Source organism: Chryseobacterium sp. 1B4, from assembly GCF_036631475.1.
Taxonomy (GTDB): Bacteria; Bacteroidota; Bacteroidia; order Flavobacteriales; family Weeksellaceae; genus Chryseobacterium.
This window is the reverse complement of the sequence record NZ_JAPNUF010000008.1, coordinates 373,675-387,661: the sequence shown is the minus strand read 5'-3', so window position 1 is coordinate 387,661 and position 13,987 is coordinate 373,675. Positions and strand designations below refer to the sequence as shown.

Genomic DNA, 13,987 nt, shown 5'->3' with positions numbered 1-13,987 from the left:
CTCACCATTTCTCTCTGATTTCTAACTTCTAAAATCATTAATACATTTTACATTGTACAAAAAAATAAAAAAATGAAAATAACAAAAATAGCAGCTGTATTTCTAGTCATGGCATTCAGTGGAAAAATGATGGCGCAGGAAACAGAAAAAAGTTGCTGATAAAAGATGCAGATGACAAATTTCCCATTGCTGATGCTTTGGTAAAATACGACCACGGAAACAGCCATACCCATACAGGAACAGACGGTACATTTGCCATTCCTGTAAAATCTCTTCCTGATACCCTCGTGATCAGCCGTCAGGGATATGATGAGGTAAAATGGGTGGCGACTAATGATGAAGATAAAAATAAAGTTATTTTTTTACAGCATAAGCCTTTTCAGATTTCAGAAGTAGCTATCAATCACAGTTCATTTCTATCAGCCATTACAAAGGTTGATCTGAATAAATTTCCGGTAAACTCGGCGCAGGATCTGTTGAGAAAAGTTCCGGGACTTTTTATTGCTCAGCATGCCGGAGGAGGAAAGGCGGAACAGCTTTTTTTAAGAGGGTTTGATGCCGATCACGGGACCGATGTAAGTGTGAATGTAGACGGAATGCCTGTAAATATCGTTTCTCATGCCCATGGACAGGGATATTCTGACCTGCACTTTGTGATTCCCGAAACGGTAAACAATATAGACTTTGGAAAAGGGGCATATTACATGGATCGCGGAGACTTTAATACCGCGGGATATGTAGATTTTCAGACGTACAACGGATTGAAAAACAGTATGATTAAACTGGAAGGAGGCTCATTTAATTCAAAAAGAATCTTGGGAATGTTCAATATTCTGCATGATAATCTGGGCAGAAAAAATGCTTATGTGGCAGCAGAATACAACTATACCGACGGCCCTTTCGATGTGAAACAGAATTTTAACAGGGTTAATATTTTCGGAAAATACAATCAATGGCTTACGGATAATGATTATTTCAACATTCAGTTTTCAACATTTAATTCTTCCTGGAATGCTTCCGGACAGATCCCGGAACGTGCCGTAGATGAAGGAATTATTGGCAGATGGGGAAGTATAGATCCTACTGAAGGTGGGAAAACTTCAAGAACGAATCTTCAGATGAATTTTAAGCACATTATTTCTCCTTCCGAACAGATTGATGCAATGGCTTTTTATTCAAAGTATAATTTCAATCTGTATTCTGACTTCACCTTTAATTTAAAAGATAAAGAACATGGGGATGAAATCCAGCAGACTGACGGAAGAAATATTTACGGAGCTGAAGTAAAATATACAAAAACGTTCTCCCTTGCAAACAGCGCTTTAAACTGGACTTCAGGAATAGGCTTAAGAAATGATGATATTAATACCTTACAGCTTAATCATGTTTATCACAGGGATTTATTATTGAACAGAATGTCTGATGTTACCGGAACTGAGACGAATCTCCATGCTTACTCAGGTTTGGTTTGGAAAACAGGAAAATGGACAATTAATCCTGCATTAAGAGTAGATCATTTTATTTTCAATCTGCACAACCTTCTGGATCCTGAACAATTACCTTCCGGACAGTCAGAAGAAGCAACAAGACTAAGTCCAAAATTGAACTTCTCCTACGCTCAGAACGATAATGTGATGTGGTTCCTGAAAACAGGAATGGGCTTTCACTCCAATGATCTGAGAGTGGTAGTTCCCAATAAGAACGAAAATACGCTTCCATATTCTATAGGTGCAGATTTTGGGGTAAGATTGCACCCATTCAAATCATTGATTATAACTCCAACATTATGGTATATGGATCTGCAGCAGGAATTTGTCTACGTAGGAGATGATGCTGTAGTAGAGCCTTCCGGGAAATCAAGACGTTTCGGGGCAGATCTTGGAGTTCGTTTCCAGCCGTTGGAAAATTTTTATCTGAATGCGGATGTCAATTATTCCCACGCCAGATTTACCGAAGAAGAAAAGGGACAGGATTATGTTCCGCTGGCTCCGGTAGTTACCAGTACCGGATCTGTAAACTGGGACTTCCTGAATGGCTTTTCATTAGGGATCCAGTACAGGTATCTTGGGGTAAGACCGGCTGTAGAGGATAACAGTATCAGGACCAAAGCCTATTTTGTCAATGATCTTATGCTTTCCTATAACCGTCAGAAATGGGGTGCCAATCTTCAGGTTAATAACCTTTTCAACGTAAAATGGAACGAAGCCCAGTTTGCAACCGAAACCCAGTTGAAAGGAGAAGCTGAACCTGTTACAGATCTTACCTACACACCGGGAAGTCCTTTTGGAGTGAGAGTAGGAGTGTATTATAAGTTCTAGTGTAATGTAATAATGTATAATGTATAATGTATAATGTATAATATAGCGGCGGTAATTATTTTTTGATAAAATAAAACGATCGTTCAGATAATGTCATTCTTATACATTGTACATTATACATCCGACATTTTACAAATCATCCCAATAATACAATTTCAGCATTAAATTTGTAACAATCAATTCATTATGGAAGTACTATCCAATTTTCAATACAAGAAGCTCTTTCTTCCGAATATTACGGATAAAATATTGGCTAATAATGCTGATATACAGTTATATCGGATAGAAAATTATCTTAAAGGAATTCTGATGCCGGTAATTCCGTATCGTACAACGTTCAATTTTATTATTTTCGTTACCAATGGCCATATCAGGCAATACCTTGAAAATAAAGAATACCATGCTGAAAAAGGCGGAGTGATCTTTATCAAACAAGGGACGATTACTGCAACCGTTGAGTTATCCGATGATATTGAAGGTTTCTTCCTGGCTTATGAAAACAATATCTTGTCCGAGCAGGAACTGCCCAAACATAAAAGCAGCATCTTTTTCATGACACCCTTCCTGAATCTCGACAGCCTGACATACGGAACCATTACCCAGCTTCTTCCCATCATGGAACAGGAATTGTGGCTGAATAACCTCAATGTGAATGACGTAGTAGTAACGATGCTTCACCTCATATTGATCAAAATGCTGAGCACAGATTCTGATACCCATCATAAATCTGCAACACGTCCCATGGAGTTATCCCTTCAGTTCCGGGATTTACTCTTTAAATATCATGTAGGAGAAAAGAGAGTGGCTTTTTATGCCGACAAGCTGTCTGTAACAGAAAGTTATCTGAACAAATGTGTAAAAGGCGTTACCCAAAAATCCCCGAAACAGTGGATCAATGAGATTGATATCAATTACAGTAAAGCATTACTTCACTCCAGCAAGGATATTGCAGAAATTGCTTATGAGCTGAATTTTCATACTGCCTCGCATTTTACCCAGCTTTTCAAAAAGATTGCAGGCATAACCCCGAAGGAATACAGAATCCAGTTTCTGAACAACAGCAGGATTTCAATATAATAGGGCGGGAAGCGGGAAGTCAGATGCTGGAAGTATTGCAGTAGCCTGATCAAAATAAGTTGAGAATTCAGAAAGTTGTTTTAGGAGTTTCATAACTTCCATCTCCCTGCTTTCATTCTTCCATCTTCTACATCCTCTCGTTTTCCAGAATTTTCAGCACCAGCCTTTCTTCCTTTGTAAGATCGGCCTTTCCGTCATTTTCTTCAATAACTTCCAGTTCGTCAAGATACTTTTTGATGGTATTGTTTTCGTAAAGGTTAATGACTAAAGGATGGACATAATATTTTCTGCAGACGGCCGATGTATTCCCCAGATTCTCTGCAACGATATCCAGGGCTTCTTTTACTTTCTTTTTATACTGAGTATCATTTTCGGCATACCCGATCTCTTTAAAGGCAATTAAAGCACTTACCGTTCCGGACCATGTTCTGAAATCCTTGGCTGTAAAATCTTCGCCACTGATTTCTTTGATATACTCATTCACCATACCCGAATCTACAGAATGGCGGTTTCCTTCATCATCAAAATATTGAAAAAGCTCTTTCCCGGGAATATCCTTACATTTCTGAACGAGCCTTGCCAATCTTTTGCTTCGGAGGTCAACATGATGCATAACCCCTTTTTTCCTTTAAAAGAAAAAGTAATCTTTTGCCCTTTTACCTGTACATGCTTACCTTTCAAAGTCGTTAAGCCAAAAGATCCATACAGTTTTTCATAGATAGAATTACCGATACGGATGTTGGTTCTTTGCATAAGGCTTACAATTAAGGCAAGGATTTTCCGTTTCTCAAAGTTCCTCAATGCGAGATCCTGTTCTATATGCAGCCGCATTTCTGGTAATGCATATCCGAACTGAAGCATCCTGTAAAATTTCGTGTGATTTCTTAAAGCGCTCCAGAGAGGATGGTAGCGGTATTGCTTTCTCTTTTGACATCAAAACCTGTTGCCTGCAGATGTCCGTTTTCCAGTGCGCAGATCCACACATTTTCCCAGGCCGGCGGAATGACCAGCTTATTGATTCTTGTAATTTCTTCCTTGTCCTTTATTTTCTCACCGTCTTTGTAATAGGAATATTTTTTTCCCGTTTTCTTACGGGTAATTCCGGCGGTTTCTGCATCGGTGGTATATACAAGATGTACCGCCTTTGCAGAAGCTTCCGGGTCCTTCATGATTTTAACAATTTTTGAAGGCTTCAGGTGAGAAATGATTTCCAGGTCTGTATTCTTCTCCATAAAGCATGGTTAAGAGTTTTTACCCCTCGAAAAAATCAGTAAAAGGATTCCTGCTATTACACAGACTAAAAGAATTCCCCACCACATTCCTGCCTTGAAAATTGTTTCTACTGCCTCACAGCTTGTCAGGGTCAACAAGCTAAATATCGTAATACTGTATAAGCTTAATTTTTTCATAATCGTATATTTTGTGATGTTAGACTCTTAAATGATCAGCTCTCCAGTTTTTTATAGATCTTTTAATTTCATCTCCTGAGATGTTTTCATGAAGAGCCCTGTATAAAAGCTCTTTGAACTCATCATCATAAGCAAACCTCAAGGCAGCAATCTGGTCAAACTTCAGTTTTTCAACAGTTTCATCTGATCTTATGTTGAAGATTTCAAAATACCGTTGCTGAAATTCCAGGATCACCATCCGGTTTTGAAGTCCCAGCGCATAATGCTGCCGTGTCATCAATGCAAGGTAGAAAAGCAGAAAAATCACAATAGAAAACAAGATCCAGATCAACCGGTTTTCCGGGTCATCCCAGATTTTATAAATTCCCAAAATCTCCAATAAGATCAGTACCGGGAGATAAATAAAATGATGTGGCGGATAAAATTTCCTGTGGTTATTGTAGTTTTGCTGTTTCATAAGGTAGAATGCTGCAATAATCTTTCCAAAATTTATTATTTTGATATTAAATTGCTATTTGTGGTATGTGTGGTTTATATATTTTGGCTTTTTTGCAATCATTTTCTTTACTGTAAATTTATATTGTTTAAGTTTCACTATTTATGTATATTTTCGTTTGTACCACGAAGAGTGTATTGATTTTAAAAAGTTTAAACAAATTCAATATCAGGATATCAATCTTATTAATAAGAATTCCTTTAAAATAACAGATTATTAAGCAAAATAGCCTGTTGATTTCATCTTCCGACTTTAAATTTTTCGTAACTTTCGGTGGTTAAAAAAGAAAAGAATGACTTCAAAGGAAAAAGTTGCTGCGCTTCGTGAAGAAATGCAGAAAAATAATGTTGATGCATTTATTGTATATTCTGCAGACCCGCATATGAGCGAATACCTTCCCGAAGAATGGCAGGAGAGAGCCTGGCTGTCTGGTTTCTTAGGTTCTGCCGGTTTTGTGGTGGTGACCAAAGATAAAGCCGGACTCTGGACAGACGGAAGATACTTTACACAAGCTGCGATTGAGCTGGAGGGTTCCGGAATTGATCTTTTCAAAGACGGTATGGAAGGAACCCCTAATTATATCGACTGGATTATTTCAGAAATTGCTTCGGGCGGTACAGTGGCAGTAAATGCTTTGGCTGCTTCTAATGCCAACTGGGAGCTGCTTTCTCAAAGATTTAATTCAAAGAATATTACCCTTGTAGATCTTCCGCTTTTAAAAGAAGTATGGAAAGACAGAGGAACTCCATCTGCTAACCCGATTTTTGTACATCCGGTAGAAAGAGCAGGTAAATCCGTATCAGATAAACTTGCTGCCATCCGTCAGAAAATGGAAGAGCAGGAGGCTACCGTACACATCATATCAAGTCTGGATGATGTAGCATGGACATTAAACCTCAGAGGAAGTGATGTAGACAGTAACCCTGTTTTCTTAGGATATGTTGTTATCACTAAAAATGATGCTGTCCTGTTCACAGGATTGGAAAAAATGGAAGTAGAGGCAAGAAAACAAATGGATGATTCCTTTGTGAAAATGATGCCTTACGAAGAATTCTACAATTATCTGAAGAACTTCAAAAATGAAAAAGTCCTGGTTTCTCCAAACAGCAACCAGCTGATTTTTGAAACATTAAAAGCTGATAACCAGTTTATCAAAGCTCCGGTTCCCGGTAACCTAATGAAAGCTCAAAAAATGAAGCTGAGCTGGAAGGTTTCAGAAAAGTGATGGTGAGAGACGGTGTGGCTATGGTGAAATTCCTTTACTGGTTGACGCACAATGCAGGAAAAGAAGCCATGAACGAATATTCTATCGGTGAGAAACTCAGAAGCTTCCGTGCAGAAGGAGAAAACTTTGTAGGAGAAAGTTTCGGTTCCATTGTAGGATATAAAGATAACGGTGCCATCATGCATTATTCTGCCAAAAAGAAGGAAGCAAAGAAGTAACCAATGAGGACACTATTCTTGTAGATTCGGGAGGTCAGTACCTTGAAGGAACTACAGATATTACAAGAACTTTCGCTTTAGGAACCCCTTCGGAAGAATTTAAAAGAAACTCAACACTGGTATTACAGGGATTGATCCGATTATCAATGGTGAAATTCCCGAAAGGAACAAAAGGGGTACACTTAGATGCCATCGCAAGACTTCCGTTATGGATGGAAGGTAAAGATTTCAACCACGGAACCGGACACGGAGTAGGAAGCTTCATGAACGTACACGAAGGTCCGCAGAACATCAGAAAAGATCTGAACCCTCAGGAGCTTCTGCCGGGAATGGTGCTATCCAATGAGCCCGGATATTATCTTGAAGGCCATTACGGAATCCGTCATGAAAACCTTATTGCTGTAAAAGAAGCAGAAAAAACAATTCATGGAACATTCTATGAATTTGAAACATTAACATTCTGCCCATTCTTTAAAGATACAGTGGTAAAGGAAATCCTTTCAGAAGGTGAAATAGCATGGCTGAACAGCTATCACAAAACCTGTGAAGAAAAGCTTGCTCCTCACTTGGATGGAGAGATTAAAGAATGGTTCCTGCAATTGGTAAGCCCCTTTAATATGATGAATGGTGGAAAGTAGATGACAATCATTGCTTTACCCTTATTTTTAAACTTTAAACAAAAGAATTGTTAGATAAACCAGAGTCCTGTAAGGTATTTCCTGCAGGGCTTTTCTTTTGTACACCACCGTATTTTTACGGATATAATTCTAGGGATTCCACTGAGGGATAAAAACTGAGCCTGGCCTATATTTGTACCAACAAAACATCATTCATATCTTCATAAATAACTCAAGTAAATTCAAAGCGGTAAATCATCTCGTCCTGAGATGATTTTTTTTGTTTATTTTCGCTAAAACTAATTTAATATAATGGAACGGGACTATTTTCGAAGCTTTAATCTGTTTTCTGAAACCGAAATTGAAGCATTTCTGAAGCTTTCCGAGTTCCGGCACATCAGTAAAAATGATTATTTCATACAGGAAGGACAGCAATGTAAAGAAGTTGGACTGGTGAAGTCCGGTATTTTCCGTTCTTTTTATACTTCTGATGATGGAAAGGACATGACGTATTGCTTCAGGTTTCCCAACCATATGATTGCAGCCTATTCATCATTTATTTCAGGATGCCCGAGCAAAGAAAGTATGCAGGCCATTACCAGTGCAGCACTTATTATTCTTAAAAAAGATGCGGTAGATGAACTGGTTCAGAACAGCCTTAACTGGACAAAGTTTTTAAAAATTATCGCGGAGCAGGAATACCTTGAACTTGAAACCCGTTTTTTTCAGCTTCAAAGGGACAGTGCAGTGCAACGGTATGAAGCATTATTAAAGAACCATCCTGATTATATTCAGAAAATCCCACTGCAATATCTTGCTTCCTATCTTGGCATTACACAGCGTCACCTGAGCCGTATCAGAAAGGAAATTTCTTTTTAGACATTTGTCCTGTCTGTTAAAACAGATGCACTATACTTTTGTCAAAAAAGTTATGGAGCAAAATATTTTAATTATTGGAGGAAACGGATTAGTGGGAAAAGCAATATCCCGGATCCTTACATCCAGAAATCCTCATCTTATTGTTTTCATCGGGGGAAGAAAAGGCGGGAAAACAGACAAAGACCTGAAAATCGACGTTACAGATTCTTCTTCTCTTAAGGTTATTTTGGAAAAGAAAATCCGTCTCATTATTCTTTCTGTAAATGATAAAGAAGATCATGTACTTCGTTTCGCAATGAATCACCAAATAGATTATCTGGATATTACGAAGCCTACCCCGGCTTTGGTAAAGGCTTATGATATTGCCGGAAGGTCAGATATCAACAGCAGAATTGTTTTCAGTTCAGGCTGGATGGGTGGAATTGTTCCTGCGTTGGTTAATACCCTTTCAGATTCAGATGATATTAATGAGGTGAAGCTCTTTGTCTATTATTCTGTAAAAGATCTGGCAGGGGAGAGCTCAGCTCACTTTATGGCAGAAAATGTAGCGGTTCCTTTTGTGCATTATAAAAATGATAAACCGGTTTCCATCAGACATTTTTTAGATACAGAAGTTTTTAATTTTTCCTTTGGAATAGGAAATAGAAGTGCTTATAATTTCGATGTACCTGATTTGTACATTCTCAACAAAATAGAAAGAATTTCTGATGTGAGCGTGAAAATGACCTATAATTCAAAATTCATTACCTGGCTGTTGGGATCATTTCAATATCTCAGAATTTACAATATTTTATCTTTAAAGGAAAGAAAAATGATTTTTGGATCGAGTGGCAACGGAGATCAGGCTGTCTTTGAAATTGTAGTTGATGATCCTTCGGGACAAAAGAAACTGAGTCTGCAGAGTGAAAAAGGACAGGCAGAACTAACCGCTTTGTCTGCTGTTCTGCACGCCGAAGAACTGCTGAGAAATCCACATGAAAACAATGTATATTTCAGTCATCAGCTGCATGATCCTTTATCATTAATGGAACAGCTTAATGCCTATGATTCTATCAATATCAATGTCACACAATGAAAAAAATAGCAATTATCAACGGACATCCCAATAAAGGCTCTTTCAATTTTGTCATTGCAGAAGCTTATAAAGCGGGAGCAGCAGAATCAGGAGCTGAGGTCAGGGAAATTATCATCAGAGATTTAAATTTCAATCCCAATCTGCAGTTTGGCTACCAGAAAAGGATGGAGCTTGAACCGGATTTGTTAAAGGCCTGGGAAATAATACAATGGGCAGATCATATGGTTTGGGTTCATCCGGTTTGGTGGGGTGGGCTTCCTGCCTTGATGAAAGGATTTATAGACCGGCTGTTTTTACCGGGAATGGCCTATCAGTTCAGAAAAAACTCTGTATGGTGGGATAAACTGCTGAAAGGAAAAACGGCTCATATCCTTACCACATTAGACCAGCCGGGTTGGTATTACCGTTTATTCTTTGGAAGGCCCAGCATTAATCAGCTTAGAAAATCTGTCCTGGAATATTGCGGAGTAAAACCGGTTAAGGTTACTTACATCGGAATCATCCGGAATTCTAAAGATGAGCAGAGGGCTCAGTGGCTGAAAAAAGTGAAGGAATTGGGTAGAAGTTTAAAATGAGTTTTGATTTAGTCCGATAAACTATAGAAAAAATGTTATATCCATTAAGGATAACATTTTTTCTATAGTATTTTTATATCTGTTATTTTAAGTTGCTGCTTCTTTCTGCGGAAAAAGAAGAGATATAAGAACTGAGAGAATGAGTATTCCGGCGACAACTACCAAAGATATGGGTGATGGAATATGAACCCAGGGAGATATCAGCATTTTAACACCAATGAAGCTTAAGATAACAGCCAGCCCGTAAGGCAGTTTGCTAAACATATGAATGAAATTTGCGAGTAAGAAATATAACGATCTTAAGCCCAGAATGGCAAAAATATTAGAGGTATAGAGAATAAAAGGATCTTTTGAAATAGCAAAAATAGCAGGAATGGAATCCACTGCGAATAAAACGTCAGTAAATTCAATAACAGCTACTACAATCAGGAGGGGAGTAGCCATTTTAACGCTGTTCTGAATGGTGAAAAATTGATCCCCGTCATAATTGTCAGAAACTTTCCAGCATTTTTTTATGAGTTTTGCACCAGCAGTATTACTGAAATCTTTTTCATCATCATCATCTCCTTTCCACGACTTGACTCCTGCATATATCAGAAATAGGCCAAACAAAGTCATTACAATATTGATTTGTACTGCTTTACCGAATATATGTATCTCAGGAAGATAAGTTAACTGTATGATTCCGATACCGGCAAATATAAATATAGCTCTGAAAATTAAAGCGCCAATAATTCCCCAGAACAATACTTTATGATGCAGATATTTGGGTACTTTAAAAAAGCTGAAAACAAGGATAAAAACAAACAGATTATCTACGGAAAGTGCTTTTTCTATCCAGTAGGCAGCCTGGAACTGTGTGAATTTCTCAAAGGCCAGCACATTGCCTCCTTCATCCTGATCGAATATCCAGTAGATAACCCCTGAAAAAATCATTGATAGTGAAATCCATATGACTGACCATGCTGTTGCTTCTTTAGTGGAAACTTCATGGGCTTTTTTGTTAAAAACACCCAGATCCAGCAACAGCATTATCATGATAAGTAAGGCAAAGCCGATGATAAGGCCTGGATGTAAATCTATAATATTTTGTTGATCCATAATAAGAATTAATTATGAGTTAAAGTAATATACATCAGTCTTCCTCCTTCTTCGTCTGAAAGCATAATCTTCTTTCCGTCCCTGATTTCGACCATCGAATTAACAGGGATAACCTTATTCTCAGACAGATCTTTCATAGAAGACAGCCCCTGATTGACCAGCATCCATTTGTTTTGGTAAAATGTAAAATAACCAACGGGTTTTTTATCTTCCGGGGTGAGACTTTCATTCCGGATTACTTTTCTGGACGCATGCCATTTAAAAAGATATTGATTATGGTATACCATCAGTCTGTGATTCTCAGGTTTCCATACATTATCTTTAAATTTATAATACAGATCAATAACGGGTAAACTTCCTTTGTAAGGGGTGCCACAAAAAGGGCATCTGGGAGCAGAGGTATTGTCAAAGACATACCATTTTTCATCACAATCCGGATTGCTGCAGGGTTGGATCAGATCTACTGTTTTCAGAAGAGCTGTTTCCCATTCATTGGCAATGGGCCTTAGAATAGGATTGTGCAAACCATCGATAAATGCTTTTTTAAAGAGTTCTGTCAGGTAAGGTCCCGTAATGGTAAAAGGTAATTTCTTAGGGTCTCCCCAGAACATATTCCATTTTTTGAGATGATTTGTTTTGACGCGGTTAATAGGATTTTCAGGATGCTCTATAAAAACAGCTTTTTCTCCCATAGCCAATATTTCATCTTTTTCAGCATCGAGATCCCATATTTTCCCTCCCCTGAAAGGATGCCTCCTTAATAAATACATATAGATAAGCACAGGAAGGGCATGAAGATCTGTTTTTTGATTGGGAAGAATCCTGTTTGGATCTCCGATATTCAAATGTTTGGTCTTTAAAACTTCGGGAGCTATAAAATCTGCAGTCCCTATTACTTTGGCAGGAATAAGTCCCGGTACTACCAGACCATCAATATCTATGATGCATGCTGATTTTGTGACAGGATCTACAAGCACATTATTATAGGAAAGATCAGAATGGGCCAATCCCATTTGATGCATTTTTTTTACCCCTCTGGAAATATTAATGGCAATCTGAAAATAACTTAACCAATCTCCCAGTTCAGAACGGTCAAGGGATAAAGGATATTGTTTGTTTCTGAAGGAGGCAGTTGTAAACCATTTTCCAACTTTTTCACCATTTTTGATCGTTTCATTGGCTGTATATCCTTTTTTAAAGAAAAATTTACCACTATAGAAAGGAACAATTACTCCCCATTTTCCATTTTTTTCAACCGCATCATATGGCCATCTGTAGATTTCATCTAAAAAATATCCAGATGAATTCCCGTTTTTGATATTGTTGTGGTATAAGGTGACAATTTTTTTAATACTTTCTTTATGGTTGAAATCTATAAAATCACGAAAGAAAGCGACTGCATATTTTTTGTCTGGTGAAAAATAGACATCTTTTACACCTCCCACTTTAGGATTTCCATCATCTACGTATTCGTAACTTTTTGATGGATTAATGACTGATTTTACCTTTATAATATTCATATCAGTAAATTATAGCGAGTGTTCTGTCATCGTGATTCCCTTTGCTCCAAAAGTCCATCCAATGAAGGAGTTGGGCTTCGATATCAGAATCTTCTTCAAAGTCAACTTTCACCAGCTCTTCATTCTCCCCATCAAGATCTCTTAGAAATTTTTTCCAGTTGTCAATGTTCTCCAATTTGCTTTCTACCAGGAATTTAGGGTCATATATTCCATCTGTCATCAGGAATAATTTTGAGAAATCTTCAAAACAGTTGATGCCAAAACGTGCTCCCATATCCGGGCTTGAAAATATTTCTCCCATGGTAATAAAGCGGGTGGCGCCTCCTACATCACCTACATCAAGAAAATTTAAAAGATGTACTTTTTCATGTTGATCAGTCATGATATTGATAGGACAGTCACCCACTCCAAAACTAAGTATCACATAGCCGAAATCAAATTTTTTTATTAGGGCAAAGATGATTGTAGTATTGAGGTCTTTGATATGTATAGATTCCTGGCCAGCAAAATTTTTAAGCTCATGATGAAGATTTCTTATATTTTTGTAAAGAATATTGATAATGGCTGATTTTTTTGCAGTCTGCAGTCCTCCTCCGGATTTTCATTTTTATCTTTATTCTCTTGCGGAATATCATCAATTGTATTTTGGGGTTCTGTTTTTTCTGGATCGTTTACTGAGTGTTCACTGAAAAAATCAATGATGTGTTCAGAAAGCTGCTGCAGCAGTTCAGTATCATCAAAGCTTTTTGTGATATATTCGGTTGCTATTTTTGAACCCATTCGTGCATATTGGGCAGATCCCGCTCCATCAGCTACGGCAATGACCGCCCAGTTGTCAGGCAATTCAAGCAGATGAAAATCATCATCTCTGAATGCTCCTGAATGGGCATGTGAACGGCCTCTTTTTGAAGCAATCACAATTTTTTTATCCAGAAATTTTGCAGACAGGGTTGCGGTATCTGATTTGGCGAATCTACTGCCTTTATCACTGGGTTTATCTATCCAAAGATCTTTTGGATCTGCATTGACTACAAATGGAATGATTTTAATGTCATCTGTTTCATTTTTATCATTTATGTTATAAAATACAATTTGGATATCAATAGTATTAGCCATTATGGGAGTTCCTGTAATACAAGATTTTTCATGATCAAACTGCAGTCCTACAATATCCAGATTTTTAATTTCACGGATAACTATATTCGGAAATTCACCTGTATTGAATGAATATTGATATTCTTTTTTTGCATTGGCATTGGGAATAGCAATATATTTTTCTTTAAACTCCTCTTTATCTCTGTACATATTGAAGATTTCTAAAACCTGTTTTTTTATTGAATGCATCGACTTTTCAAGGTCGCTTACTTTTGCATTTTGTCTGAGTTTGGAGATCGTGGTTTCTACAATCTTATTTTCTTCAATCTCAAAATCTTTTAGAATGCCTTTTAAAAATGTTTCCATATTATTCTCATGTTCT

At 37.6% G+C, this 13,987-nt stretch carries 12 protein-coding genes and 2 pseudogenes; 6 read left to right on the top strand and 8 right to left on the bottom strand.

The features are described 5' to 3' along the window. Positions 1-152 precede the first annotated feature (152 nt). Both OWR28_RS18050 and OWR28_RS18045 read left to right on the top strand, forming a co-directional pair. On the top strand, positions 153-2,318 hold the full coding sequence (locus tag OWR28_RS18050) for a TonB-dependent receptor plug domain-containing protein (protein ID WP_332387875.1): 2,166 nt from the start codon (positions 153-155) through the stop codon (positions 2,316-2,318). A gap of 186 nt (positions 2,319-2,504) precedes the next feature. Beyond that, entirely contained in the window at positions 2,505-3,395 is an 891-nt protein-coding gene (locus OWR28_RS18045; protein ID WP_332387874.1) for an AraC family transcriptional regulator, read from the top strand. Between the two features lie 127 nt (positions 3,396-3,522). Here OWR28_RS18045 and OWR28_RS18040 read toward each other — a convergent pair. The 4 genes and pseudogenes from OWR28_RS18040 to OWR28_RS18025 all read right to left on the bottom strand — a co-directional run bounded on the left by OWR28_RS18040 (position 3,523) and on the right by OWR28_RS18025 (position 5,261). Further along, positions 3,523-4,226 (bottom strand): annotated as a pseudogene (locus tag OWR28_RS18040) (DNA topoisomerase IB). A 53-nt stretch (positions 4,227-4,279) separates the two neighbouring features. Next, positions 4,280-4,627, bottom strand: a complete 348-nt coding sequence (locus tag OWR28_RS18035; protein ID WP_332387873.1) for a hypothetical protein — start codon at positions 4,625-4,627, stop codon at positions 4,280-4,282. Positions 4,628-4,636: 9 nt separating this feature from the next. Continuing rightward, on the bottom strand, positions 4,637-4,804 hold the full coding sequence (locus OWR28_RS18030) for a phosphatidate cytidylyltransferase (protein ID WP_332387872.1): 168 nt from the start codon (positions 4,802-4,804) through the stop codon (positions 4,637-4,639). Between the two features lie 19 nt (positions 4,805-4,823). Further along, positions 4,824-5,261 (bottom strand): DUF6526 family protein, encoded by a 438-nt coding sequence (locus tag OWR28_RS18025; RefSeq protein WP_332387871.1) that lies wholly within the window; start codon positions 5,259-5,261, stop codon positions 4,824-4,826. A 331-nt stretch (positions 5,262-5,592) separates the two neighbouring features. Here OWR28_RS18025 and OWR28_RS18020 point away from each other — a divergent pair. The 4 genes and pseudogenes from OWR28_RS18020 to OWR28_RS18005 all read left to right on the top strand — a co-directional run bounded on the left by OWR28_RS18020 (position 5,593) and on the right by OWR28_RS18005 (position 9,889). After that, a pseudogene (locus tag OWR28_RS18020) lies at positions 5,593-7,381 on the top strand (aminopeptidase P family protein). Between the two features lie 291 nt (positions 7,382-7,672). Beyond that, positions 7,673-8,239 carry a Crp/Fnr family transcriptional regulator gene (locus tag OWR28_RS18015; RefSeq protein WP_332387870.1) on the top strand — a complete coding sequence of 189 codons (567 nt, stop codon included), beginning with the start codon at positions 7,673-7,675 and terminating at the stop codon, positions 8,237-8,239. Between the two features lie 52 nt (positions 8,240-8,291). Then, positions 8,292-9,314: a saccharopine dehydrogenase gene (locus OWR28_RS18010; protein WP_332387869.1), complete on the top strand. Its 1,023-nt coding sequence runs from the start codon at positions 8,292-8,294 to the stop codon at positions 9,312-9,314. Next, positions 9,311-9,889: an NAD(P)H-dependent oxidoreductase gene (locus OWR28_RS18005; RefSeq protein WP_332387868.1), complete on the top strand. Its 579-nt coding sequence runs from the start codon at positions 9,311-9,313 to the stop codon at positions 9,887-9,889. Before OWR28_RS18010 ends, OWR28_RS18005 begins: the two co-directional genes overlap by 4 nt. An 87-nt stretch (positions 9,890-9,976) precedes the next feature. Here OWR28_RS18005 and OWR28_RS18000 read toward each other — a convergent pair whose 3' ends face one another. The 4 genes from OWR28_RS18000 to OWR28_RS17985 are packed head-to-tail and all read right to left on the bottom strand — an operon-like array spanning position 9,977 to position 13,971. Beyond that, complete coding sequence (locus OWR28_RS18000) at positions 9,977-10,990, bottom strand: TerC/Alx family metal homeostasis membrane protein (RefSeq protein ID WP_332387867.1); 1,014 nt, start codon at positions 10,988-10,990, stop codon at positions 9,977-9,979. An 8-nt stretch (positions 10,991-10,998) separates the two neighbouring features. Beyond that, positions 10,999-12,510: a protein kinase domain-containing protein gene (locus OWR28_RS17995; protein ID WP_332387866.1), complete on the bottom strand. Its 1,512-nt coding sequence runs from the start codon at positions 12,508-12,510 to the stop codon at positions 10,999-11,001. 1 nt (position 12,511) lies between these two features. After that, the gene (locus OWR28_RS17990; RefSeq protein ID WP_494168485.1) at positions 12,512-13,000 is read right to left on the bottom strand and encodes a protein phosphatase 2C domain-containing protein; all 489 of its coding nucleotides are present in this window, start codon (positions 12,998-13,000) and stop codon (positions 12,512-12,514) included. Between the two features lie 44 nt (positions 13,001-13,044). Next, on the bottom strand, positions 13,045-13,971 hold the full coding sequence (locus OWR28_RS17985) for a protein phosphatase 2C domain-containing protein (protein ID WP_332387865.1): 927 nt from the start codon (positions 13,969-13,971) through the stop codon (positions 13,045-13,047). Positions 13,972-13,987 lie beyond the last annotated feature (16 nt).